This window comes from Streptomyces sp. NPDC048751 (assembly GCF_043198595.1).
In the GTDB taxonomy this organism is placed as follows: Bacteria; Actinomycetota; Actinomycetes; order Streptomycetales; family Streptomycetaceae; genus Streptomyces.
Window position 1 is genome coordinate 575710 of the sequence record NZ_JBICUX010000003.1, and the last position, 23161, is coordinate 598870.

At 70.0% G+C, this 23161-nt stretch carries 23 protein-coding genes and 1 pseudogene; 13 read left to right on the forward strand and 11 right to left on the reverse strand.

Annotation, left to right across the window (positions count from 1 at the left end; all coding sequences use genetic code 11):
• Nucleotides 1-23: 23 nt before the first annotated feature.
• Nucleotides 24-1631 carry a transglycosylase domain-containing protein gene (locus ACGFNV_RS14360; protein WP_393622299.1) on the reverse strand — a complete coding sequence of 536 codons (1608 nt, stop codon included), beginning with the start codon at nt 1629-1631 and terminating at the stop codon, nt 24-26.
• Nucleotides 1632-1932: 301 nt separating this feature from the next.
• Nucleotides 1933-3204, reverse strand: a complete 1272-nt coding sequence (locus ACGFNV_RS14365) for a sigma factor-like helix-turn-helix DNA-binding protein (RefSeq protein WP_393622300.1) — start codon at nt 3202-3204, stop codon at nt 1933-1935.
• Nucleotides 3205-3389: 185 nt separating this feature from the next.
• On the opposite strand from ACGFNV_RS14365, the pseudogene ACGFNV_RS14370 reads away from it, so the two are divergent.
• The 4 genes and pseudogenes from ACGFNV_RS14370 to ACGFNV_RS14385 form a co-directional block, all read left to right on the forward strand.
• Nucleotides 3390-3866: pseudogene (locus ACGFNV_RS14370) on the forward strand (SigE family RNA polymerase sigma factor); the annotation flags it as partial.
• A gap of 130 nt (nt 3867-3996) precedes the next feature.
• Nucleotides 3997-4800: a hypothetical protein gene (locus ACGFNV_RS14375; RefSeq protein WP_393622302.1), complete on the forward strand. Its 804-nt coding sequence runs from the start codon at nt 3997-3999 to the stop codon at nt 4798-4800.
• Between the two features lie 99 nt (nt 4801-4899).
• Nucleotides 4900-5757, forward strand: coding sequence for a polysaccharide deacetylase family protein (locus tag ACGFNV_RS14380; protein WP_393622304.1), 858 nt, complete (start codon nt 4900-4902; stop codon nt 5755-5757).
• Nucleotides 5758-5903: 146 nt separating this feature from the next.
• Nucleotides 5904-6620 carry a DUF1963 domain-containing protein gene (locus tag ACGFNV_RS14385; protein ID WP_393622529.1) on the forward strand — a complete coding sequence of 239 codons (717 nt, stop codon included), beginning with the start codon at nt 5904-5906 and terminating at the stop codon, nt 6618-6620.
• 100 nt (nt 6621-6720) lie between these two features.
• On the opposite strand, the gene ACGFNV_RS14390 is transcribed toward ACGFNV_RS14385, so the two are convergent.
• Complete coding sequence (locus ACGFNV_RS14390; protein ID WP_393622306.1) at nt 6721-7695, reverse strand: GNAT family N-acetyltransferase; 975 nt, start codon at nt 7693-7695, stop codon at nt 6721-6723.
• A gap of 333 nt (nt 7696-8028) precedes the next feature.
• On the opposite strand from ACGFNV_RS14390, the gene ACGFNV_RS14395 reads away from it, so the two are divergent.
• Nucleotides 8029-8433 carry a hypothetical protein gene (locus ACGFNV_RS14395; protein WP_393622308.1) on the forward strand — a complete coding sequence of 135 codons (405 nt, stop codon included), beginning with the start codon at nt 8029-8031 and terminating at the stop codon, nt 8431-8433.
• Between the two features lie 97 nt (nt 8434-8530).
• Nucleotides 8531-8959 (forward strand): VOC family protein, encoded by a 429-nt coding sequence (locus tag ACGFNV_RS14400; protein WP_393622310.1) that lies wholly within the window; start codon nt 8531-8533, stop codon nt 8957-8959.
• A 1038-nt stretch (nt 8960-9997) separates the two neighbouring features.
• On the opposite strand, the gene ACGFNV_RS14405 is transcribed toward ACGFNV_RS14400, so the two are convergent.
• Nucleotides 9998-10429, reverse strand: a complete 432-nt coding sequence (locus ACGFNV_RS14405) for a peptidoglycan-binding protein (protein WP_393622312.1) — start codon at nt 10427-10429, stop codon at nt 9998-10000.
• Nucleotides 10430-10915: 486 nt separating this feature from the next.
• Between ACGFNV_RS14405 and ACGFNV_RS14410 the strand changes: the two genes are divergently transcribed.
• The gene (locus ACGFNV_RS14410; RefSeq protein ID WP_393622314.1) at nt 10916-11365 is read left to right on the forward strand and encodes a hypothetical protein; all 450 of its coding nucleotides are present in this window, start codon (nt 10916-10918) and stop codon (nt 11363-11365) included.
• An 89-nt stretch (nt 11366-11454) separates the two neighbouring features.
• Here ACGFNV_RS14410 and ACGFNV_RS14415 read toward each other — a convergent pair whose 3' ends face one another.
• The 3 genes from ACGFNV_RS14415 to ACGFNV_RS14425 form a co-directional block, all read right to left on the reverse strand.
• Nucleotides 11455-12204, reverse strand: a complete 750-nt coding sequence (locus ACGFNV_RS14415; RefSeq protein WP_393622316.1) for a transposase family protein — start codon at nt 12202-12204, stop codon at nt 11455-11457.
• Between the two features lie 147 nt (nt 12205-12351).
• Nucleotides 12352-12894: a flavoprotein gene (locus ACGFNV_RS14420; RefSeq protein ID WP_393622317.1), complete on the reverse strand. Its 543-nt coding sequence runs from the start codon at nt 12892-12894 to the stop codon at nt 12352-12354.
• Nucleotides 12891-14105 (reverse strand): helix-turn-helix domain-containing protein, encoded by a 1215-nt coding sequence (locus tag ACGFNV_RS14425; protein ID WP_393622319.1) that lies wholly within the window; start codon nt 14103-14105, stop codon nt 12891-12893. Before ACGFNV_RS14425 ends, ACGFNV_RS14420 begins: the two co-directional genes overlap by 4 nt.
• Before the next feature lie 70 nt (nt 14106-14175).
• Here ACGFNV_RS14425 and ACGFNV_RS14430 point away from each other — a divergent pair, with 70 nt between their 5' ends.
• Together ACGFNV_RS14430 and ACGFNV_RS14435 are read left to right on the forward strand one after the other, a co-directional pair.
• A complete protein-coding gene (locus ACGFNV_RS14430) occupies nt 14176-14547 on the forward strand; it encodes a hypothetical protein (RefSeq protein WP_393622321.1) in 372 nt (123 codons plus the stop codon).
• A gap of 530 nt (nt 14548-15077) precedes the next feature.
• Nucleotides 15078-15668 (forward strand): hypothetical protein, encoded by a 591-nt coding sequence (locus tag ACGFNV_RS14435; protein WP_393622323.1) that lies wholly within the window; start codon nt 15078-15080, stop codon nt 15666-15668.
• 248 nt (nt 15669-15916) lie between these two features.
• On the opposite strand, the gene ACGFNV_RS14440 is transcribed toward ACGFNV_RS14435, so the two are convergent.
• On the reverse strand, nt 15917-16678 hold the full coding sequence (locus ACGFNV_RS14440; protein ID WP_393622325.1) for a phosphoglyceromutase: 762 nt from the start codon (nt 16676-16678) through the stop codon (nt 15917-15919).
• A gap of 216 nt (nt 16679-16894) precedes the next feature.
• Here ACGFNV_RS14440 and ACGFNV_RS14445 point away from each other — a divergent pair, with 216 nt between their 5' ends.
• Complete coding sequence (locus tag ACGFNV_RS14445; RefSeq protein ID WP_393622326.1) at nt 16895-18154, forward strand: MDR family MFS transporter; 1260 nt, start codon at nt 16895-16897, stop codon at nt 18152-18154.
• 26 nt (nt 18155-18180) lie between these two features.
• On the opposite strand, the gene ACGFNV_RS14450 is transcribed toward ACGFNV_RS14445, so the two are convergent.
• A complete protein-coding gene (locus ACGFNV_RS14450; RefSeq protein WP_393622328.1) occupies nt 18181-18591 on the reverse strand; it encodes a DUF2000 family protein in 411 nt (136 codons plus the stop codon).
• Nucleotides 18592-18745: 154 nt separating this feature from the next.
• Here ACGFNV_RS14450 and ACGFNV_RS14455 point away from each other — a divergent pair, with 154 nt between their 5' ends.
• The gene (locus tag ACGFNV_RS14455; protein WP_393622330.1) at nt 18746-19540 is read left to right on the forward strand and encodes an AraC family transcriptional regulator; all 795 of its coding nucleotides are present in this window, start codon (nt 18746-18748) and stop codon (nt 19538-19540) included.
• 99 nt (nt 19541-19639) lie between these two features.
• Nucleotides 19640-20200 (forward strand): hypothetical protein, encoded by a 561-nt coding sequence (locus ACGFNV_RS14460; protein ID WP_393622332.1) that lies wholly within the window; start codon nt 19640-19642, stop codon nt 20198-20200.
• Between the two features lie 33 nt (nt 20201-20233).
• Here the strand turns inward: ACGFNV_RS14460 and ACGFNV_RS14465 are convergent, their stop codons facing one another.
• A complete protein-coding gene (locus ACGFNV_RS14465; RefSeq protein WP_393622333.1) occupies nt 20234-20743 on the reverse strand; it encodes a YbjN domain-containing protein in 510 nt (169 codons plus the stop codon).
• Nucleotides 20736-22073 carry a D-inositol-3-phosphate glycosyltransferase gene (mshA, locus tag ACGFNV_RS14470; RefSeq protein ID WP_393622335.1) on the reverse strand — a complete coding sequence of 446 codons (1338 nt, stop codon included), beginning with the start codon at nt 22071-22073 and terminating at the stop codon, nt 20736-20738. Before mshA ends, ACGFNV_RS14465 begins: the two co-directional genes overlap by 8 nt.
• Before the next feature lie 249 nt (nt 22074-22322).
• Here mshA and ACGFNV_RS14475 point away from each other — a divergent pair, with 249 nt between their 5' ends.
• Nucleotides 22323-23141, forward strand: a complete 819-nt coding sequence (locus ACGFNV_RS14475) for a class I SAM-dependent methyltransferase (protein WP_133929118.1) — start codon at nt 22323-22325, stop codon at nt 23139-23141.
• Nucleotides 23142-23161: the final 20 nt, after the last annotated feature.

Sequence of the window (23161 nt, forward strand, 5' to 3'; positions counted from 1 at the left end):
GTGCCGGACGGCGTCGGCATTCCTCACCGAGGAGCGGTCTCGCCCGCTTCCGCCACCGGCACCGGCACCGGCGTGGGCACCTGTCCGGGGGACTCACCCGCCCCCGCGGTGGCCAGCCGCCAGATCTGCGCCGCGGTCTCCTCCGCGGAGTCGGTCGGCGCCGGCTTGTTCGGCAGCTGAGCGGGCAGCGTCGTGTTCTTCTTCTTTCCGGGCTGGTCGGCGAAGAGGACGACCGTCAGGGACAACCGGGAGTCCAGCGCCGTGGACCACACGGTCCGGCGGGTGATCCCGCCGCCCGCCCCGGCCGTGAAGAGGGACTGCGAGGCGCTCGGAGCGACCGTCTCACCGGGCCGCGGCCAGTCGTACATCAACGCGTTCACCACCAACGCCTCCTTCTCGCCCAGCGCGCGCCGGGTGTCGGGGCGTGCCGTGTAGACCGTACGTCCGTGCCGGGTGATCTTCGTGACGGTGTACGGGGCCGCGTACACCCCTTTCGCCGCCACGGTCGCGTACGCCGAGGCCAGCTTCAGCGGCGTGGGCGCCGCGGTCTTGCGCAGCGCGTTCAGCGGAGCACGCAACCGGGCCTCGCCGAAGGGCTCCATCGCCGCCCCCGCCTCCACCGCGCCGGCCACCGCGTCGTTGAACGGCTGCCGGGCGTAGTCCGACCCGCCGTACAACAGCCGCACGGCCCCGTCACCGGGCTTGATCGCCACGGCGGCGGTGTGCAGCCGGGTGCCCTTGCGGCCCTTGAGGTCCTTCACCTGCTCGGTGGTGGCGTCCTGGAGTGCCAGGTCGAAGGTGGTCCGCACGGTGTAGCCACCGCGCGCCAGCTGGTCCTCGGTGATGCCGAGCCGGTCGGCGGCCTCCTTCGCGGCCACGTCGATCATGTACTGCCGCTGCCCCTCGGTCGTACCCGGCGGATAGAAACGGAACGGCGGGAACGCGGCCTCGGCGCGCTGCTTCGCCGTGATGCTGCCGCTCGCCGCCATCGCGTCGAGCACCCACTCCCAGCGGTCCCTGAGCTTCGCGGTCACCTTCGGGTCGGAGCCCGCCTTCTCGTAGTACGACGGGATGTTGACGATCGATGCCAGCGCGGCGCCCTGGGAGACGGTCAGGTTGCGGGTGTCCACGTCGAAGTAGTTGCGCGCGGCCGCCTGGATGCCGGCGGAACCCCGGCCGAAGTACACCGTGTTGAGATAGCCCTCCAGGATCTCGTCCTTGGAGCGGGTGCGATCGAGCTTGATCGCGATCAGCGCCTCGCGTGCCTTGCGCGACACCGACTGCTCCGGGCTCAGCAGCGCGTTCTTCACGTACTGCTGGGTGATGGTGGACCCGCCCTGCCGCTCGCCGCCGGTCAGCGAGGCCAGCACCGCGCGGCCGACGGCACGCGGCGAGACCCCCTTGTCCGTACGGAAGGAGCGGTTCTCGGCCGCGATCACCGCGTCCTGGACGTACCGCGGGACCTGCGACAGCGACACCTCCTGGCGGTCGACGGGACCGCGCCGGCCCAGATAGGACCCCTTGGCGTCGGTGAAGACCGTGCTCTGGATGACGGTCTCCGGGTGCGGCTCGGGGATGTCCGTCAGCTGGTACGCGACGACCGCCGCCGTGCACAGCCCCGCGATCAGCACCAGGAAGGCGATGAGCAGGCGGCGCAGGCGACGGCCCCGGGTACGGCGGAGGCGGCGACGGAGCGGGATGCGCAGGGCACGTCTCGAACGCTGCCGCGTCCGGCCGTCGCTGGGTTCCTGAGCGGAGGTTTTCTGAGCGGACGTTTCCTGAGCGGAGGTTTTCTGAGCGGAGGTTTTCTGAGCGGAGGTTTTCTGAGCGGACGTTTCCTTAGCCGCTGGTGATTCGTGCACGGGGGGCCTTTCAGCGGAGTCGGTCGGGCGCCACGGGCTGGGGCGGGGCCTGTTCCTGGTCACGGGGCGCTCACCCGCCGGCGTCGGCGCCGCCGGACCGAGCGACGACCCGGCCGGCCGCGTCGTACACCGTCACCGTCAAACCGCCCGCGGCGGCGAAGCTCGCCTTCAGCTCCGCCGCGGACAGCGGTACGCGCACGTACCAGACGCCCCAGCCCGGACTGCCCGCCAGCGTGAGGACCGTGCCGGTGACCGGGGCGCCGCCGACGGAGGCCTCGACGCGGCTCGGGTCGGTGGACAGCCCGTGGTACATGCCCGACAGGAAGTACGAGTGGTGCACCGGCTCCGGCTGCACCGAGACACCCGGCTGCCCGCGCTCGGCCGACTGCCTGCTCCCGGCCGACAGCCCGCTCTCAGCCGGCTGCCTGCTCTCGGCGCCGCCGTCGACCGCGGTGACGTCGGCAGTGCCCTCCGGGGCGCCCTGGGCGGCAGTCACAGCGGTGTCCTCCGCCAGGCCGCGGAACTGGTTGGACCGCTGCGGTGTCGACCAGTGCTTGCCGTCGGCGGTCAGCCAGAGCTGCACCCCCGGCACGGCCTCCACCCGCTCACCGGGCGCGACGATCCGTATCGGGCTCGACGCCACGTCGACCACCCTGGCGCCCGAGCCGTCCGTAGCGCCGCCGCCTCCGATCAGGCCGGCCGCCAGGACGGCCGACGGTGCGAGCAGCAGCGCGCAGGCGGCCACGACCGCGCCGATGCGGCGGCGGCGCAGGGCCCGGCCCCGCCGTTCGATGGTCCCGAGGGGCACGGCGAACGGTTCGACGCCCAAGGTGCCCTCAAGCTCCTCGGCGGCCTCCGCGAACAGCCCGCGGAGCCGCGCGACACCGCCTCCGCAGACCGCCAGCCCACGCTGGGCATGGCTCCTGACCGCACCGGCCGAGCAGCCGAGCAGTTGGGCGGTCTCCACCTCGCCCAGGCCCTCCCAGTGCAGCAGCACGAGCACCACCCGCTGCCGTGCGGACAGGGCCTCCAACGCCACTGGGGGCGAGGCCTTCCGGTGGCGGGCGGGGCGGCGTGCCCGGCGCAGATACCCCTTGGCGAGGGACCGCCGTACGTAGAAGTCCACGTCGTCCCGCGGTATCCGCCGCCACCGCGCATACACCCCCACCAGCGTGTGCCGCACCAGCTCCGTCGCCTCGCGAGGGTCGCCGGAGAGCAGGTGCGCGGTGGTGACCAGCCGGGGCCAGCCCTCATGGGCGTAGGCGGCGAAGTCTTCGCGGGCGTACGCCACTTCGGCTGCGGCACCCCGGTACGGCTGCGGGTGCAGCGGCTGGGCCGTCACGGGGCCTCGGTCGGGCCGGACGTACATGGTCGACGCCGGCCTGCGGCGATCGCGGACCGATGGATCCTGAACCTCGTGTTCATCGTCTTTCCCGTGGGTTGTGTTGTGATGTAGCGACCTACGGGACCTGTACGCACGGCGGGGGCGGTCGGGTTGCACGGGATTTCCAAGACTCCGGTGGGGACATGACCGAGGACGAGTTCGACGCTTTCTACACGGCCGCGTTTCCCCGCCTGATCGGCCAGCTCTCCGCGTTCACCGGGGATCACGGCGAGGCGCAGGACGTCGTCCAGGAGGCGTTCGTACGGGCCTGGAACCAGCGCAGGAAGTTCCTCGCGGACGGGGCACCCGAGGCGTGGATCCGCACGGTCGCCATGCGACTGGCCGTCAGCCGCTGGCGCCGGGCCAGGCGCTGGCTGGAACTGGTACGCCGCACGCCCCCGCCCGAGTCCACTCCGGGACCCGACCCCGACCGCACGGCACTTGTCGCCGCGCTGCGCCAATTGCCCAAGGCTCAGCGGATGGCGATCGTCCTGCACCATCTGTGCGACTTGAGTGTCGAGCAGGTAGCCTCCGAGACGGGTGTGCCGGTGGGGACGGTCAAGGCCAGGCTGTCCCGGGGGCGGGCCGCGCTGGCGAAGCATCTTGCTGTGGACGAGGCGGTGGGCGGGACGTCGGGCGGCGGAGCGCCGGGCAAGACGTCGGGTGGCGCGCCGGGCGGTTCGAAGGGCGGCGCTCCGGGCGGGGCACCGCGCGGGGCGTCGGGCAGAGCGGCTCGGAAGGAGGACGGCCGTGTCGGATGAACTCTCCACGTCGGACGAACTCTCCACGTCGGACGAACTCTCCACGTCGGACGAACTCTCCACGTCGGACGAACTCTCCACGTCGGACGAACTCTCCACTCAACAGCAGTCCGCGGAACTCTCCACCGCGCTACGCGAGTTCGCCGTGGAACACGAGTCTCCTCCGGTCCTGAGCGGCGCCGAGGTCCGCCGCCGTGCGGTGCGCCGGACGCGCCGCCGCCTGGCAGGCACCCTGGCCGCGGGTGCGGCGGCCCTGGCCCTGGTGGCCTTCACGCTGACGCTGACGCTGGACTCCACGGCGAACGGCAAACAGCATCAGCCCCCGGCTGCCCCTGCCCCCGCCCCCGCCCCACCTGCGGCACCGTCCTCCCCCGCCCCCTCCGCGGTCCCGTCACGCCCTACCAAGGCGGTGCCCGTCACCGGCACGATCGACCGCGGCCGGCGCACGCTGACCGTCGGGGACAGGGTCATGCCGATGACCTCGGGCTTCGACAGGAGCCCAGCCTTCAATGGGCCGTTGACCGTGCACAGGAAGCACGCCCACAAGACGCTGACCGTCACCAACGGCTCCGACGGGCTCCGCTACAACGCGGAGATCGCGTACGCGGTCGAACTGCGCGACGCCGAGAACCAGCCGGTCTACGTCGGCACGAACCTCTCCTACAACACGGAGGGCATCGGCAAGTACGAGTCCGCCGGCGGCTGGATCGCTCTGGACAAGGCCGACGCCAAGTGGTTCTACGGGGACGCGAGGATCGGCAGCGTCTTCTCGGTCACCGGCACCACGTTCTGAACCCGTCCGCCGACCTCGTGTCGGAGCGGAACCCCGGACGCCTGTTCGACATCAAGCAGATGGACAGGCTGAGGCGTGCGGTGACACGGGGGGACCACGATGAACAGGCGGATCAGGGGAGCGGCGCTGGCCTGCGCCCTTCTCTCGACGGGCGTCACGACGGGCTGCATGGCCGATCCCCAGGCGGACCCCCGCCCCGCCGCGACATCCCACTCGGCGACACCCACACAGGCGGCCCGCGGTGACGCGAAGGCGAGGGCGGCCGTCGAGACCGCGGCCGCCTACCGCAAGTGGGGCCTCAAGCCGCTGGCCGCTCCCCCCGCCCCACCTGCCACCAAGCCGGTGAAACTCCCGGCTGCCGGAGGGCAGGTGCCGGTGATCAGCGAGATACCCACCAAGGAAAAGATCGTCTTCCTCACCTTCGACGACGGTGCGGAGAAGGACCCGAAGTTCGTGACGATGATGCGCGAGCTGAAGATCCCCTTCACGATGTTCCTGACGGACGCCGCCATACGCTCCGACTACGGCTACTTCAAGAAGCTCCAGGCCCTGGGCAACAGCGTCCAGAACCACACCCTGACGCACCCGAACCTCCGCACCCTGGACGCCTCCGCCCAGAAGCAGGAGATCTGCGGCCAGCAGACCAAGCTGAAGAACGAGTACGGCACCACACCGCGGCTGTTCCGCCCGCCCTACGGCAACTGGAACGAGAACACCCGCACCGCCGTCGCCTCCTGCGGTCTCGACGCGATCATCCTCTGGCGCGAGTCCATGCAGATCAAGAACATGCAGTACCAACTGCCCGGCAAGAAGCTCCGCCCCGGCGACATCATCCTGGCCCACTTCCGCGGCCCGTCCGAGCTCAAGGGCCGGACGATGACCGAGATGAATGCGAACCTGCTGCGCCACATCCAGGAACAGGGCTTCACGGTCGCCCGCCTGGAGGACTACCTGTAGCCCTGCCCGCCTGCCCCGGCACCCCCAGGTGGCCGGGACCAGCCGGAAGTTGAGAAGATCCCGGCATGCAGTTCGATGACCCTGCCGGCCTGAGCCGCGAATGCACTGCCCGACTCGGGGAGAAGGCCGGCCGGCAGTTCGCTGCCATGGCCCGTCGCGGCTTTCGGCTGGTCCGCGCCGCGGGAAGCCTCCAGCCCACTGGCCAATGCCGACTCGGTGGGCCTGCCCTCCTCGAACCGGGGACCCGCTGGCCCGAGCAGAGTGGGGTCCCCTTGTCCCTGCATGCCGTACTGGACACCGATGCCCTCGCCACGTGGCTGGGCGATGAACTGCCCGTACGGCCCGGCCTGCTCAACTTCTTCTACCTCGACCCGGACCTGCCGTACGAAGAGTTCAGGCAACTGGACATGTACGGATCCGATGCCTTCCGCGTGATTCCCGCCGACCCGGCACTGGCAGTCGAGACGGCGGCACCCGAACCAGCGAGAAGCTACCCGGCGGTCCCCGTCCACGCGGCCGAGGTGACCATGCTCCCGGATTGCTGGGACGTCGAGGACGAGGACGTGGAGTTCGACAGGGACCAGCACTGGGGAGCGGCGTCGCTCATCCTCCGCGAGATGGAAGACCTCGACGGGAACACCGCCGGCACCCACTGCGCCTTCGGTTGGCCGGACACCTCGCACACGCTCCAGATATCGACCCGCGACGCCGACGGCCCCGCAGTCCATCTGCTCCAACTCGCCGAGGACCCCGACCTCGGATGGGGCTGGGGCGACGCCGGAACCCTGTACTTCACGATCCCGGCCAAGGCACTCGCGACCGGCGACTTCCGCGAGGCAACGGCACAGGTCCTCTGCGGCTGACCCGCCCGCGACAGAACCGCACCGCCGACGCCGAGGACCCTGGTGTCGGGCGCCCCCTGACGGCATCGGGCCTTCCTAGAAGCCGAGTATGGCGGTGGACTCAGCGCCAGTCGTCGATCACGTAGGCGTCCGGGTGGCTGTAGCCGGGTTCGTTGGGCTTGTGCATGGTCACGCCTTGCAGCCAGGTACGGAAACCGCGGTCGACCATGCGCCGGTAGGCATCCTGGCGGGCCAGGTTCATTCCGGCGTCCAGTTGCCCCAGTCCCTTCTCGGTGGCCAGCTGCTCACACGCATCCAGCAGTCGTTCGAACCGGTCCGCGGCGTCCGGGCCGGGGCGTACCGCGCCGAATTTGACGAAGCACACGTCCTCACCGGCCTCCGACCCCGCTCCGCAGTGGCAGACAGCCAGACCGTCGAGCTCGGAGTCGGCGCCCTCGAGGAGGATGGTCTCACCGAGCCCCTGCGCCTGTGTGGCCATGATCTCGCGCTCCAGGCTCAGGCCCTCGTACACGGCCCCCGTCAGTGCGCGACTGCGACTCAGTGCGTCGGGCCGCTCAGCGGCGGTCAGCTCGCCGTACAGCACTCGGCCGGGGACCGCGGCACTGGCGGTGACCTGTTTCTTCATGATGGCTGTGAGGAACCGGGGCCAGAAACCGTACCGGCGGTAGAGCTCGAGGTGCTTGGGACTGTGCGAGAAGGTGAACAGGCCGAGGTGGCGGTTCTCCCAGGTGTCGAAGCAGGCCGTGACCGGTTCCATGAGGCGCCTGCCGATGCCCTGGTCCCACAGATCCGGACGTACGGTCAGCGGGCCGAAGTACCCGACGCTGCCCCAGTTGGCGGCGAAGTTCGATCCGACTACCTCGCCTTCGACGGTCGCTGCGAAAGCCGCATGTGGATCTGCCGCCCAGCGTGTGCGGACATAGTCGGCGGTCCCGAAGAACGTCTCCGGCTCAGGAGCCCCGAGGAAGGTCCCGAAGGCGACCCGGAAGATCTCGTCGGCCCGATCCAGGTCCGGCTCGACCAGCGGGCGGACCGACACCGAGGCGGCGACACTCGTTCGCTTCGCTGCGGACATGATCGCTCTCCTTTCCCCCCAGTTCCATCGCACCACGGACGTGCGCCGCGGGCGAAGCGACAGGTCAGGCGGTACCTCAAGAATCGAGCGGCCGCGTCCCCGACGACCGGGCGGCGGTCTTCCTGCAGATCGACGACCCGCTGGGCCCCGGTACGCCGGGGGCCTCCGAGGAGCCGGAGAAGCGCCGGCTGTGCCTGCTCTACCGCCTCGCCCCGCCATGGCCATCACCGCAGTCGACAAGTTCGCCCACGATCTGCCCATGCCTCACGTACTCGGGCAGAGCTGAGTACTTGCGCTCTGGTCGGTACCGGGGTGAACCGAAACGCTTGGGACATGCGCCAAGGACTGCTGAAACCCGTTCCCCACCTCCTGTCGATCCCCGTGCTGGCCGGGATATCGCTAGCGATGTGGGCTGCCTGGCTGGGCTGGGACCAGCATCGTGACGTGCAGCCTGATGGTTCGACGACCGGCCCGTACGAGGCATGGCAGGTGATCGGGCTGGTGCTGACCCTGCTCGTACCGGTCTGCTGGGCGGCATCCCGGCGCTACATCGCAGGCGCTGTGCTCGGCACCACGGCGGGCCTGACCGTTGCCGCCTTTTGGGACTGGTCGGACGACGCCAGCGGCCTCTTCATGGTCGGCGTGGTGCTGGTCATGATGGGGACTCTGGCCGTGACCGCCGCCGTTTCCGCCGTGATCGCCTCTGTGAAACGGAACGGACGACGGATCGAAGCTTGACGGCAGAGTGAGGGAAGAGGACTGACGAAAGGCACTCCCCTGCACGGCGACAGCACCCCGGGCGTCGCTGAAGGGTACGTGCCAATACGGTGGCCCGGTGATGTCGATCAAGAAGTTCCAAGTCACCTTCGACTGCGCAGAGCCTGAGCGCCTTGCCCGTTTCTGGTGCGAGGTGTTGGGGTACGTCGTACCGCCGCCACCCGAGGGGTTTGCCACGTGGGACGATTTCAAGCGCTCGCAGCCGCCTGAGCAGCAGGACGCATGGTTTGCCTGCATCGACCCCTCAGGGGTGGGTCCGCGGCTGTACTTCCAGCGCGTTCCCGAAGGGAAGGCCGCCAAGAACCGGCTGCATCTCGACGTGCGGGTCGGCACCGGGCTCGTCGGCGAGGAGCGCCTCGCCGCGCTTGAGGCCGAGTGCGCACGACTGGTCCCGCTCGGGGCGGTACACGTGCGAACGCTGTACGACGGCAATGACGCGTGCATCCCGATGCTGGACATCGAGGGCAACGAGTTCTGCCTCGACTGAGGGGCAGCGAACTCGCCGCTCACGCCCACCACATGCTCCCGGACAGCCCGCCTGGGGAACTTCGCTTCCTCGCCGAGCGCCTGACCGAAGCCTTGGACGGTTATACCGGCCCCTGGGCGGGCCCGGGGTGACGCTACGGTGCGGGGGCGGTTGCGGGGGTTGCGATACCTGGCTGCTGTACCGCAAGATCCAAACGGGGGTGACCATGGAACGGCATGTGCTGGAACCGCTGTTGACCAGTGATGACGAGGCGTCGTGACTGCTCTGGCCACCCTCCGCAGCGGCGCCACCTACTGGGTGGCAGACCGGGCACAACCCGCAGGCCAGCATGCCGGAGTCTTCAATCGCCGACTTAAGCGCATGCGGATGCACGGACCCGAAGCTCTTGGGCTGGAACGAGCAGTGCAACTCATCCGCGAACATGGCCGGCCCGTGCGCACAGGGCTGATCTATTCTGCCGATCGGACATGGACCACCCTGCTCTTCCTCACCGAGGACGGCAGCACACTAGTGGCCTGCGCCGGCTGGCCGCTGCCGCGGGTTGTCGGGGAGCCACCGCTTCAGGAGTTCGATCGCGCAACCGGGCGGCTAGGGCCTGTTGCGAAAGTGGCGCCTGCCGCGCGACGCCCGGCACGCGCTCTCGCCGCACCGCCCGGAAGCCCGAGTACGCCCAGTACGAGGGCTTCCAGGCGGCACGCCGAGAGCACGCACCGGACGCCGCGCGGCCGCCCTTCGGGCGACGACGCCACTTTCGCAACAGGCCCTAGTGCCGCGGTACTAGCTCCGGCTCGTGCTCGTCGGGCACCTGGAGCCCAGTCCAATTCGCTGGGGTCCGTCGCTGCCTGGCGACGCTGATGTCACCTGGTGATGTCAGACCGTGGGGTATTCGTTCGGCAACGTACGGCCAGCGCGCCCCAGCGCCTCGCCCTTCGCTCAATAAGGCCGGTCGACTATGAGCCGACCGGCCTTTTTTTGGGTTCTTCTCGGGACGTGATCCCTCAGACATTCTTTCGTGTCGGTGAATTCACGCCGTCGTGGTCAGGCGGAAGGCGTGGGAACCTTGAGCATGTCCCAGGTCAGCTTCCCCGGCATACCGTCCGCGTCGGGGCCGCTGAACCCTTTCTTTTCCTGCCACTTCTTGTACGAGGCCTTGTCCGCCGACGACCACTTCGTGTCCGGCTCTGGCGGATGATAGGTGCCACAGTGTTCTTCTTGCAGGCGGCGAGCCATCGCGAGGACGACCTTGTTGTCCGGGTGACGCTGGAACCATCGCTTTCCGGGGAACGGAACGAAGCCGTTTCCTGAATGGGAGATGACCAGGCGCTGCCCGACGCGGATCACGTTGGGGTCATGAATGTTGTTCAGCTGCTGGAGCTTCGCGACCGTGGTCCCGAAAAACTCGGCTATCTCGGAGAGGGTGTCGCCTTCTACGACGTAGTAGATGGCGTCTCGTGTCTGTGTTGTAGTCATGATTTTAATGCTAATCCTGTTCATAGCGGCTCGCATCTCATCACTTAGCGGCGTGAGGCTTCCTCCTATTGTTTGGCACATCGCCGGATCGCTTTATTTTCGAAATAAAATGGCGGGCCGGGAGCTCCCGACGGCCGTGGGCGCGCGATGGTCGTCCGCCCGCAGGGCGGTCCTCATTGCCTTTGCCTCGGGGACGTGGCGGACACCCGGGAGGCAGGGGCGGCGCCGCGTAGCCGCTACCGCTACCCTTTCCCGCTACCTCGATCACGCGTCTGACCTGCGCGGTAGCGGGAGTACGCAGCTGGGACCGGGCCCGGAGGGCACTCGGGCGAGCGCTTCCATCTGCTGATCGCCGGGGCGCGGATCAAGACCGCGCGCTCGCACCTGTCGGTGACGGATCTGGCGAGGCTGGCTGTCCGGGACGGACGTCCGGCGGGGCCGGCCCCGCTGCCGGGCGGTGACGGGGCGGCGTTTGAGGTGGACCGGGTGGTGAACAACAGCGGCCTGGTCGGTTTGGGCGGGCGCCAGGTGCTGGCGGCGGAGATCCTCGGTGGCCGCCAGGTGGGCATCCGGATCGACGACGAGACGCTGTCGTTCTTCGATCCGTCCTCGCGGGAACTGCTGCGGGTGCGGCCCAACCCGCTGACCAGCGAGGAAGTCCGTCGGCTACGGGGCCTGCGTCCGGCCGGACCGCCGCCGCGTCCGGGCGTCGAGCCGGTGCGGGTGCAGCGGCGGGTCAGCGCGGTGGGCACGGTCATGGTCTGTCGGCAGGTCGTCTCCCTGGGCCGCCCGTACGCAGGGCAGACCGTGACCGTCCACGTGTCCGACACGACGATCAGCGTCGAACTGGACGGCCAGGTCCGGGTGATCCGGCGCACAACCGACGTCCCGGTCCGTCAGAAACGTCAGGCATCAGCTGGGACAGACAAGACGTGACGACGGCTCGTGTGCGTAGCTGGCGGGGAAAGCTCCTCGCCGCCGGCGTCGGTTAGCCGACGGTGGTCAAGGCGTATCAGTGAGCTCTTTCAGCGTTGCCGCTCCAGGGCGAGGACGGCCCCGGCGATTGACGTCATTCGATTCGGGCTGCACCGGGATCTACGGAAGATGCGCCAGGACTTCAGTCGTGCCGCGCCGCGTTCGACTGGTGCCCTTGCCGCAGACAGTGCACGGTTGACGGTTTGCTGGGTCGGTGTGAGTTCGCGGCCGGGCGGGCGTCTGAGGGGTGTCGTCACCCACGAGCTGGCTCCCATGTAGGCCCGGTCGGTGAGGATCGGGACGCCCTGGCGCTCACAGATACGGATGATCCGGTGGGTGCGGGCCGCCGTGAGGTCGTGGGCGCGGCCGGGCAGGGCGGGTGAGATCCACAGCAGTCGCCCCAGGGGGTCGGTCACCACCTGCACGTTGACTCCGTGCCGGCGGTGCTTGTGGGAGTAGTCGGCCCGGCTGTCGCCGACCCTGTCGCACTCGGCGAGGGTGCCGTCCAGCAGGACGTAGTCGGGGTCGGCTTCGCGCAGCGCACGCAGCAGGCCGTGCGCGCGATCGGCGAGCAGGCTGATCAGCGCGGCCGTGTAGGCGTGGGTGGTCCCGACGGCGATGCCGAAGCCGACGGCGAGCTGCGCGAGAGTGTCATGTCGGCGCAAGTACACCAGACCGATCAGAGCACGCTGGTGCGGCGGGAGCTTGCAGCGGCGGTCACCCTCGCGGGTGACGATGAGCATGGTGACCCACTCGACCAGGGCATGGGGCAAGTCGAATGCGGCAGGATAGAAAACCAACAAGGCCCCTGCGCTGGCGAGTTGAGACGTCGAACACCTCCCTCAACGGCACAGGAGCCTTGTCCGTTGCGGACACCTACGTCGTCACCCGATCAGTGGCCACGCTGAAAGACCTCACTGATTACGCCTCAGTCCGTCTGGACGTGGTCAAACGCCAGCCTGACGCCGCACACCGGCCAGCGCCCGTGCCCACGGGTACGCTTCCGGGTTGCCCCGCTTCGGCGGATGCGACACATAGCCGTGCGGGCCGTCGAGAACAAGGACGCCCTGTTCCCTCAGCGCAGCGACCGAGCGGGCCACCGCGGGCTGCGCGCCCTGCGCCTGGTTGAAGTACGGCATCGCCACGACGGGCACACCCATGTGCACCGCCTCTGACGGAATGCCGATCGCCACGGTGTCCGCGATCCCCGCGCCCCACTTGTTCAGCGTGGTGCACGACAACGGCGCCACCAGCATCGCGTCCGCCTTCGGCAACGCGTCTTTCTCCCACGGCAGCTTGTACCGCGACCGCACCGGATGCCCGGTCAGGTCGACCAACTCCTGCATGCGCGGCTCCCACCAACGCGCTGCGGAGGGGGTGAGGATCAGGCACACGTCCCACCCATCCGTGTGGGCGGCGCGCACGCCGTCGTCGATGTACTGGGTGGGACCTGCGGCGCAGGCGATCAGGTACAGAACCGGCCTCGTCATGCACGGAGTCCACAGCGTTGGGCCAGCGCACGCAACTGCGGCCCAGGGTTAGCGGTCGCTCCGACCACGTCCTTTACCAGGTTCACAGTGCCCGGAGTTCCTCGCACCTCTTCAGGCGCCAACTCGTCGGCTTTCAGGAGCTCCTCCGCCGCAGCGTCCTTGCGTCGTGTCAAGAGCGAAGCGCGCGCCATCGAAACGTGGTGGCCCGCCTGCCGCTCCCGGGTCATCCTGCCCAGCGCCTCCTGGTCGACATCGTCTGCAGCTTCGAGTGCCGACCAGCCGTCTTCGAAGCGCAGCAGCATGTCCACCCGGTGCAGGCCCACGTTGGTCGGACCGAACATCGTCCAGTCCTCGTTGAGATCCGCGCCCTGCTGCTCGGCGATATAGGCCGCCTCATCAACGTACCCCCCGGCCGCACGGACCCGAGACGTTGTGCGCTCCTGCGACGAGGCCGCGATGGCCGCGGACAGGTACAGCATGCCGAGGGTGGACAGGCCGAGCGCCCCCCGCTCCGTCAGCCCGCTTTCGAGCCGCCGGGCGGCGGCCGTCGCGAACTCGACGGCCGTCTGCGGCCGCTGCTGGTACACCAGGCTCTTCGCCACCCTCCGGGCTGCGGCCCCGATCTGGACTGGATCGCCTGACCGCTCCGCGGCGACGAGCGCCCGGTCCGCAGCGAGCGCGGCTTGGATCGCCGTCGACTCTCCGTACTTGTGCAGGTACGACGTCACGAGCTGATAGACCCGCGACAGCACCGCCTGAGCCTCGGACTGAGCACCGACCGGCGCGCTGCGGACCGCCTGCCCAGCACCGGCGATCAGCGAGGGCAGCTCACGGGCGAGCGTGCCGTAGTGGCAGGCCTGGAACGCCTCGCAGCAGTAGACGAGTCGCCGCTGGAGCACGGCCGACGCGGGCGGGTCAGCGTCGCTGGCGGCCCCGTAGAGCGCGTCGATAACGCTGAGGACTTCGCCGGGCGGGGCGCTGCCCGCGGGTGCTGCGTGCGGGCTGTCGGTCATCAACTGCTCCAGGGGGATGCGCAAGACGTCGGCCGCGCGCACCAGCACCGACAGGCGCGGGTCCTGCTGGCGCTTTCCGCCTTGGATGTCCTGCACCCAGCGCTTCGTCTGCCCCAAGAGCTGGCCGAAGTCGGTCTGGGTGAAGCCGCGCCGTTCCCGCCAGTAAGCGATACGGCGGCCGATGCCAGAAGTGTCCATTGCGCACCCCCGGTGCACGGCACGCACTTTGCGTGCCTGTCTCAGTTCTACCTCGTCCTACGGTCTGAGTGTGAGACGGATCACCGCGACCGTGGAGGCCACACCCATGCTCGGCGACACACCAACGCCCCTCGCCACCAGCGTGCTGGAGCTACTGCCGCTCCCCGAGGTGTCGGCCCTGTCGGAGTCACAGCGCCGCGGCGCAACGTGCGCATGGGGGTGCGGCAGCACCCTCACCGCTGAGACGGCGCGCGACCTCGGCGAACAGCCCGGCCCGGACGGTGGGGCCGTGTTCCTCCGTGGCTGCGTCAAGGAAACTGCCCGGCACGCGATGAACGCCCTCTTCGACCACACCCCCCTGTGCGAGCAGTGCGTCGACAAACCGGACGGCTGCGACCTCGGCACCGCCCTGCGCCGTCTCACGCGCGGGGGCTGGCTGTGAAGTACTGCGTCCACTGCACGGAGCTGATCGAGCCCGGCGAGGACTACACGACGGTGATCCCTCTCAGACTCGGCCGCCCGACCGACCGCGTACCGGCATGCCCGCCCGTGCAAGCGGGTGCCTACCCAGACCTCGCAGGTCTGGCGACGACGGTACTGATTTCCCGCTGCCGGCACGCCCCCGTCGTCCGGCAGCGGCCCAGGAGCGGCCGTCCTCTCGCCCAGAGACGGCCCAGCACCGCCAGTAAGCCCCCGCCCTGCAAAGAAACCGCAGGCCGGGGGCTTACTGGCGGCACGTTACTTCTTGCTGGAGTGCTTCCTAACTGCGCTGCTAGTCCGCAGACGTTCGCGCTCGTGCGCCGGTGTTCGTCGGCGCTGTCACGCAGTTGGACACTCGCTTGGTGCGGCTCCCCTGGCGCGGGATCAGCGTGCGCCAGCTCAGTTCTTCGGGATCTGCCCGCGCGGCCGTCCGTTATGGGACACAATGAGGCGGGCTGCTTGGGGCAGGCGGACCAGGGGGACAGAGTCTTGGTGTTCAATCTCGTGGCCACCGGGCTGTCGGCGGTGGCACTGCTCGTCACGTTGTATTCAGCTGTCTCGCAAGCCGGTCTGCAGCGCCGGAGCAACCAGTTACCGGCGTACGTCGACCTGCTCGCGGACTTTCGCTCGGCGGAGTTCCACGAGCGCTACTCGTTCGTGACTCAGCGGCTGCTCGCCGAGTACGACCCGACACTGGGCCTATCCGGCTTGCCGAACGACGTACGTCGGCAGGTGTACGACATCGTGTACTACTACCAGAACATCAGTGTGCTGCGGCTGGCTGACATCGTGGACGACGAGATGGTGGCACTGCTGCGGATCCGGGTGGTCAAGGTGTGGGACGCAGTCGCGCCATTCGTGCTTCGTGAGCGCGAGGTCATGGGTACGGACGGACGGTATCTGCTCCGCGGTCTGGAAGACATGGCGCACGAGGCGCGCCACATGCCGCAGGACCTCATTGACCAACTGATGCACGTCAGCCGGACCCAGCCCGCCTGGCGGCGCCACAGAGCCGCGCTGCGCCGCCGCGCCGCCCTGCGACAGCTGACCGCGCCTCGGGTCCCGCCACCAGCGGCGGAATAGCGCCAGCGGGCCCGGTTCTGTGCCTCAGCCGGGCTGAGTCAAGCCGTCTGCGTGATAGGCGGGGTGGGCGTGAAAACCCGGTCGTCGCGCAGGAGGGCCCACAGCACACTGGTGCGGCTGTGACCGCCGTATTCGGCACGGCCCGGCCGGTCCTGCCCAGCACCTGACGGCCCAGAGACGGCCCCTGGGCCACGGAAAAGCCCCCTCCCAGCGGAGAAACCGCAGGTAGGGGGCTTATTCGTGGGCGCTTACTTCTTCTTGCCCTGGTTCTTGACCGCCTCAATGGCCGCCGCAGCGGCCTCCGGGTCCAGGTACTTGCCGCCCGGTGTCACCGGCTTGAAGTCGGCGTCGAGCTCGTAGTAGAGGGGGATGCCCGTCGGGATGTTCAGGCCCGCGATGTCGGCGTCGGAGATGCCGTCGAGGTGCTTGACCAGGGCGCGGAGGCTGTTGCCGTGGGCCGCGACCAGGACCGTGCGGCCCGCGAGGAGGTCGGGGACGATGCCGTCGTACCAGTAGGGGAGCATACGGACGACGACGTCCTTGAGGCACTCCGTGCGGGGGCGCAGCTCCGGGGGGATCGTCGCGTAGCGGGGGTCGGAGGACTGGGAGAACTCCGTGCCGTCCTCGAGCGGGGGCGGCGGGGTGTCGTAGGAGCGGCGCCACAGCATGAACTGTTCCTCGCCGAACTCCGCGAGGGTCTGGGCCTTGTCCTTGCCCTGGAGGGCGCCGTAGTGGCGCTCGTTCAGGCGCCAGCTGCGGTGGACGGGGATCCAGTGGCGGTCCGCGGACTCCAGCGCCAGCTGGGCGGTGCGGATCGCGCGCTTCTGGAGGGACGTGTGGACCACGTCGGGCAGGAGGTCGGCGTCCTTCAGGAGCTCGCCGCCGCGGACTGCCTCCTTCTCGCCCTTCTCGTTGAGGTTGACGTCCACCCAGCCGGTGAACAGGTTCTTCGCGTTCCATTCGCTCTCGCCGTGGCGGAGGAGGATCAGCTTGTACGGTGCGTCGGCCATGCGTATGAGCGTAATCCAAACCTTTGGGGCCCGGTACGGCTGCCCGAAGGGCGGACGGGGCGGCGGGCGCGGGGCAGGCAAGTGGCGGACAAGGGGCGGCAAGGGGCGGTCGGTTGACTGGAATTGTTAATTGAGTGGCCTCCGACAACTCCCCTCTCGTAAGTTGTGATCACCGTCTGAGCTGCTTACACGCTGACACCCGTGGGGGGATCCGTCATGTCCGTCGCCACCTTGAGACATGCCGCCCGCGAGACCGTCTCCGGGCTCCCCCGTGAGTTCTGGTGGCTGTGGACCAGCACGCTCGTCAACCGGCTCGGTGCCTTCGTCGCCACGTTCATGGCGCTGTACCTGACGCTCGACCGCGGGTATTCCGCCTCCTACGCCGGTCTCGTCGCCGCGCTGCACGGGCTGGGCGGGGTCGTGTCGTCGCTCGGCGGAGGCGTCATGGCCGACCGGCTCGGGCGGCGGCCCACGCTGCTCGTCGCGCAGGCCTCCACGGCCGCCTTCGTCGCGCTGCTGGGGTTCGTGCACGACCCCGTCGCCATCGCCGGCGTCGCGTTCCTCGTCGGCATGGCGTCGAACGCCTCCCGGCCGGCCGTGCAGGCGATGATGGCCGACATCGTGCGGCCCGAGGACCGGGTGCGGGCCTTCTCGCTCAACTACTGGGCGATCAACCTCGGCTTCGCCGTCTCCTCCACGGCCGCCGGGTTCATCGCCGAGTTCAGCTATCTCGCCGGGTTCCTGATCGAGGCCGGGATGACGGCGCTGTGCGCGGTCGTGGTCTTCCTGAAGGTGCCCGAGTCCCGGCCCGCCGCCGAGAGCGGTGCCAAGGAGGCCGGGGACGACATCGGGCTCGGTACCGTCCTGCGGGACGGTCGCTTCATGGGCGTCGTCGGCCTGTCCTTCCTCGTCGCGTTGATCTTCCAGCAGGGGTCGATCGGTCTGCCCGTGGCCATGGGCGACGCCGGGTTCACGCCCGCCGACTACGGCATCGCCATCGCCGTCAACGGCGTGCTGATCGTCGCGCTGCAGATCCCGGTGACCCGGTTCATCGAGCACCGGGACCCCAAGCGGCTGCTCGTCGTCTCCTCCCTGCTCGCCGGATACGGCTTCGGGCTCACCGCCTTCGCCGGATCGGTCGGCGTCTTCATCCTCACGGTGTGCGTGTGGACGCTCGGCGAGATGCTCAACGCGCCGACGCAGACCGGCCTCGTCGTCCGCCTCTCCCCCGTCCGGGGGCGCGGCCGCTACCAGGGCATGTACACGCTCTCCTGGAGTCTCGCCGCGCTCATCGCCCCCTTGATGTCCGGCCTGGTCATCGACCGGTTCGGGGCGGAGTGGCTGTGGGGACTGTGCGCCGTCATCGGCACGGTGGCCGCGGTCGGGTACGCCGCCCTGATGCGGCGACTGCCCGCGGAGGAGCCCGTCTCCCCTTCGCCGAAGGCGTCCGCCGAGTCCGAGGTCAGCCCGGCTTGACGTGACGCCAGTGCGCCGGCGCTCCCTCAGGGATGCATCCGCGCCCCCTTCAACACCTTGTCCACCGCGTTCCGCGGCCCGTACAGCGCGATCCCCACCAGGTCCAGCTCCCCGGTCCGCACCGCCCGTACCGCCGCCCGGTTGTCCCGGTCGTTGCCCGTCGCGAACAGGTCGCTCGTGAAGACCGCGCGCGGCAGCGCACGGGACAGCACGCGCGCGTGGGCCGCCGTCAGCGTCTCCTTCGTGCCCTCGAAGACCAGCACCGGCTGGCGGAACATCGGCAGGTAGCCGACGCCGTCGGCGTCCTCGTACGATTCGCCGATCACCTCGGGGGCCGCTGTGCCGAGGCCGCTGACGAGGAACGCGGTGACGTTCAGACGCTGCCAGGGCTCCAGGTCCTCCCGCAGCAGGACGGCGATCTTCGTGTCGAAGCGCACGGGTTCAGCGGTCGCGGTCGTGGTCGGGCTGGTGCTCGTGGTCGGGCTGGTGCTCGTGGTCGGGCTCGTGCTCGTGGTCGGGCTCGTGCTCGTAGTCGTGCTCATGCACTGAGACTGCCGACCGTCGTACGACACCGTCTTGTACGTTCTTTGCATGGCGGCCAAACCAGCGGCTCACCAGGAAGTCTCCGCCTGGCGCCCCCGGATCCCGGGTGTCGTGGAGGTCTTCCACGCCCACTTCACCGAGCACGCCTACCCGATGCACGTGCACGAGGCGTGGACGCTGCTCATCGTGGACGACGGCGCCGTACGGTACGACCTCGACCGGCACGAGCACGGCACTCCGCACGACACGGTGTCCCTGCTGCCGCCGCACGTCCCGCACAACGGCTCGCCCGCCACCCCGCACGGCTTCCGCAAGCGGGTCATCTACCTGGACGCCACCCACCTCACCGACGACCTCATCGGGCCCGCCGTCGACGCGCCCGACCTGGCGGACCCCGTACTGCGGCGGCGGGTGGGCCAGTTGCACACGGCACTGGCCCGGCCCGGCGACGAACTGGAGGCGGACAGCAGGCTGACGCTGATCGGGGAGCGGCTGCGGGACCACTTCCGGCGCACGGTACGGGCTCCGCGCCCCGACCCCGCCCTCGCGCGCCGGCTGCGGGAACTCCTCGACGCGTACGTCGTCCAGGGCATCTCCCTGGAGCGGGCCGCCGACGTCGTCCAGGCCCACCCCGCCCATCTCGTACGGGCGTTCAGCGGCGCGTACGGCATCGCACCGCACCAGTACCTCACCGCCCGCCGCGTCGACCTGGCCCGTCGGCTGCTGCTCGACGGGCGGTCCCCGGCGGAGGTCGCCGCGGCGGCCGGGTTCTACGACCAGGCCCATCTCACCCGTCACTTCCGGAAGTTGGTCGGGGTGACACCGGGGCGGTACGGACGGTAGAGGCGGTAGGGGCGGGACGGACGGCAGAGGCAGTAGGGGCAGTACGGGGATCGGCGGAAGCCGTACGTCCGCCGCGTGCCGCCGGATAGCGTCGTATTCATGGATGAGACACAGAGCTCACAAGGCGTACACGAACCGCAGGAGTCCCCCACCTCGTCCGCCCGGCGCACCCTGCGGGTCAGGCGTGTCTCGGCCGCCGTCGCGGGGGCGGCGGCCCTGGTGGCCCTGAGTGTCGGTGTGGCGCTCGCGGCCACGTCGAACGGGAGTCCGTCGCCCGAACCGAGCACGTCGTACAGCGAACCGCAGGGCGACCAGCCCGACGGCGGCAGCGGCGGAACGGACGGCGACGGCAGCAGCGGTGACGTGCCGAGCCCGAACCCCAGCCCGCCCTGGCCGGACCCGAGCTCCACCGAGGTGACCGACCCGCCGATACCGTCGGACGACCCGGGCAGCCCCGACCCCAGCGACCCGCCGGCCGACCTCGACGAGCTCAACCGGCGCATCAAGGAACTCGACCGGAAGGTCGACCAGCTGCCCACGAAGAAGGAACTGGCCGACGCGCTGCGTGCGTTCGCGGATCAGCTCGACAAGCCCGACCGGCCCGACCCCGAGCCGTCCAGTCCCGAGTCGTCACACCCCGAGCCGTCCAATCCCGAGTGACTCGGCGCGCCTGATCAGGCTTGATTCCGGTCTCTACCCCTCCCCCGCCCCCGCCCGTCGCGTCAGGTGCGCGAACGCGTCCAGGTTGCGGGTGGATTCGCCGCGTGACACCCGCCATTCGTACTCCTTGCGGATGGCGGTGGCGAAGCCGAGTTCGAGGAGGGTGTTGAAGGCACCGTCGGCGGCTTCGAGGACCTGGCCGAGGAGGCGGTCGATCTCGTCGGGGGTCACGGCGGAGAGCGGGAGCTTGGCGGTGACGTAGACGTCGCCGAGGTGGTCGACGGCGTAACTCACCCCGTACAGCTTGAGGTTGCGCTCCAGGAGCCAGCGGTGGACGCCCGCCTCGTTCTCGTCGGGGTGGCGGATGACGAAGGCGTTCAGGGAGAGGGAGTGGCGGCCCACCCGGAGGGAGACCGTCGTCTTCAGCTTGCGGGTGCCGGGGAGCTGGACGACGTAGGTGCCGGGGTCGGGGCTCTCCGACTCGAGTTCGGCGTCCGCCAGGAACTCCTCGATGAGCTGTGCGGTCTTCTCGACATCACCCATGGTGGGAGCGTACGCGACGGCGGTGGGCCTGGATCGCGGCCGTGTAGACGTCGGCGGTGGCGGCGGCCGAGGTGTCCCAGCCGAAGGACTGGGCGTGCCGGGCGGCGGCCGCGCCCATGCGGGACGCCAGCTCGGGGCGGTCCGCGAAATCGGCCAGCACGCGCGCGTAGGCGGCGGGATCGTGGCCCTGCACCAGGAAGCCGGTCTCGCCGTCGCGTACGGCCACCGGCAGGCCGCCGACCGAGGCGGCGAGCACCGGCGTGCCGGTCGCCTGCGCCTCTATGGCGACCAGGCCGAACGACTCGCTGTAGGAGGGGACGACCAGGAGGGACGCGGCGCGGAACCAGTCCGCCAGCTGGTCCTGGCCGACAGGCGGGCGGAACCGTACGACGTCGGCGACGCCCAGGCGCGCGGCCAGCTTCTGCAGGCCCTCCGGCTTGGCGAGGCCGCTGCCGCTGGGGCCGCCGACCACGGGGACGACGATGCGGGAGCGCAGCTCGGGGCGCTCGTCGAGCAGTACCGCCACCGCGCGCAGGAGGATGTCGGGGGCCTTGAGGGGCTGGATGCGGCCCGCGAAGAGCGGGACCAGGGCGTCCTGTGGGAGGTCCAGGCGGGCGCGGGCGGCGGCGCGGCCGTCGGCGGGGCGGAAGCGGTCGAGGTTGACGCCGGGGTGGACGACGGCGACCTTGTCGGGGTCCGCGTGGTAGTGCCGTACGAGTTCGTCGGCCTCCTCCGCCGTGTTGGCGATGAGACGGTCGGCGGCGTCGACGATCTGGGTCTCGCCGATGACGCGGGCGGCGGGTTCGGGGGTGTCGCCGTCGGCCAGGTTGGCGTTCTTGACCTTGGCCATGGTGTGCATGGCGTGCACCAGGGGGGCGCCCCAGCGCTGGGCGGCGAGCCAGCCGACGTGGCCGGAGAGCCAGTAGTGGGAGTGGACGAGGTCGTAGTAGCCGGGGCGGTGGCCGGCCCATGCCTGCATCACGCCGTGGGTGAAGGCGCACAGCTGGCCGGGGAGCTCTTCCTTGGCCAGGCCCTCGTACGGGCCCGCGTCGATGTGGCGGACGAGTACGCCGGGGGCCATCTGCACGGTCGGCGGGAGGGCGGCCGTCGTGGCCCGCGTGAAGATCTCGACCTCGATGCCCAGGGCGGCGAGGCGCTGGGCGAGCTCCACTATGTAGACGTTCATGCCGCCGGCGTCGCCGGTGCCGGGCTGGTGGAGCGGGGAGGTGTGCACGGAGAGCATCGCGACGCGGCGGGGGCGGCGGTGCAGGCGCAGCCGCGAGGGTGCCGCCGGGGAGCGACGCCCGAGCCTGCTGACGTAGTGGCTCACCTGGCGTTCCTCCTTGCTGCGGGCAGGCGGGGGAGGGCACGTGAGAGCCTCCAACGTGGTGCAACACCGGAGGAAGCGCCTGCCATTCCGGGCTTCGTACATTTTGCCGGTGCATTACTCAATGTCGCTCAACCGTTCGAGCGTGGGGTGCGTCAGGAGAGGCCGTGGAGTGCGTCACGAGAAGCCGTGGGGTGCGTCACGTAGCGCTTCGGCCCTTCACCCCTTCCTCCTCCGCCTACCCTCATACGCATGCCATCCCGCGCCACCCCCCGCCCCGTGGGCACGGTCACGCGCGGGACCACCAATCCGAACCGGCTGCGCCGCATGGACCGCTGGATCGCGGCGACGCACGGCGGTGAGCTGCGGCGGGCCGGCGATCCCGTCGCGGTCGACCTCGGGTACGGAGCGGCTCCCTGGACCGCCGTCGAACTCCTCACGCGTCTGCGCTCGGTCGCACCGCACGCGCGCGTGGTGGGCGTCGAGATCGAACCGGCCCGGGTCGCGGCCGCGCGGCCGTACGCGCGCGAGGGGCTCGCCTTCCGGCACGGCGGCTTCGAGATCCCGATCCCCGAGCGGCCGCATCTCGTGCGCGCCGCCAATGTGCTGCGGCAGTACGACGAGGACGAGGTCGCCGCGGTCTGGGAGCGGCTGTGCGCGCGGCTCGCGCCGGCCGACCCGGCACGCGGGACACGGGGCGGGCTGCTGGTCGAGGGGACGTGCGACGAGATCGGGCGGCGGCACGTGTGGGTCGCGCTCGGCCCCGAGGGCCCGCGCACGGTGACGTTCGCGACCCGGCTGGGCTCCCTGGAGCGGCCCTCCGACCTCGCGGAGCGCCTGCCGAAGGCACTCATCCACCGCAACGTCCCCGGCGAACCGGTGCACGCCTTCCTCCGCGACTTCGACCGCGCCTGGGCGGCCGCCGCGCCCTACGCCTCGTACGGCGCCCGTCAGCGCTGGATCAGGGCGGTACGGGACCTCACGGCCGACTGGCCCGTGACGGACGGGCCGGTGCGCTGGCGGCAGGGGGAAGTGACGGTGCCGTGGGGGGCGTTGGCACCGCGCGTCTGACGCTGCACGCTCTCACCGCC

Excerpts from the sequence above, each read along its gene's own strand:
- ACGFNV_RS14440 (WP_393622325.1), bottom strand. The coding sequence starts at position 16,678 with ATGGCCGACGCACCGTACAAGCTGATCCTCCTCCGCCACGGCGAGAGC.
- ACGFNV_RS14390 (WP_393622306.1), bottom strand. The coding sequence starts at position 7,695 with ATGTCCGCAGCGAAGCGAACGAGTGTCGCCGCCTCGGTGTCGGTCCGC.
- ACGFNV_RS14445 (WP_393622326.1), top strand. The coding sequence starts at position 16,895 with ATGTCCGTCGCCACCTTGAGACATGCCGCCCGCGAGACCGTCTCCGGG.
- ACGFNV_RS14420 (WP_393622317.1), bottom strand. The coding sequence starts at position 12,894 with ATGACGAGGCCGGTTCTGTACCTGATCGCCTGCGCCGCAGGTCCCACC.
- ACGFNV_RS14395 (WP_393622308.1), top strand. The coding sequence starts at position 8,029 with ATGCGCCAAGGACTGCTGAAACCCGTTCCCCACCTCCTGTCGATCCCC.
- ACGFNV_RS14455 (WP_393622330.1), top strand. The coding sequence starts at position 18,746 with ATGGCGGCCAAACCAGCGGCTCACCAGGAAGTCTCCGCCTGGCGCCCC.
- ACGFNV_RS14465 (WP_393622333.1), bottom strand. The coding sequence starts at position 20,743 with ATGGGTGATGTCGAGAAGACCGCACAGCTCATCGAGGAGTTCCTGGCG.
- ACGFNV_RS14475 (WP_133929118.1), top strand. The coding sequence starts at position 22,323 with ATGCCATCCCGCGCCACCCCCCGCCCCGTGGGCACGGTCACGCGCGGG.
- ACGFNV_RS14460 (WP_393622332.1), top strand. The coding sequence starts at position 19,640 with ATGGATGAGACACAGAGCTCACAAGGCGTACACGAACCGCAGGAGTCC.
- ACGFNV_RS14405 (WP_393622312.1), bottom strand. The coding sequence starts at position 10,429 with ATGACTACAACACAGACACGAGACGCCATCTACTACGTCGTAGAAGGC.
- ACGFNV_RS14425 (WP_393622319.1), bottom strand. The coding sequence starts at position 14,105 with ATGGACACTTCTGGCATCGGCCGCCGTATCGCTTACTGGCGGGAACGG.
- ACGFNV_RS14385 (WP_393622529.1), top strand. The coding sequence starts at position 5,904 with ATGGCCCGTCGCGGCTTTCGGCTGGTCCGCGCCGCGGGAAGCCTCCAG.
- ACGFNV_RS14380 (WP_393622304.1), top strand. The coding sequence starts at position 4,900 with ATGAACAGGCGGATCAGGGGAGCGGCGCTGGCCTGCGCCCTTCTCTCG.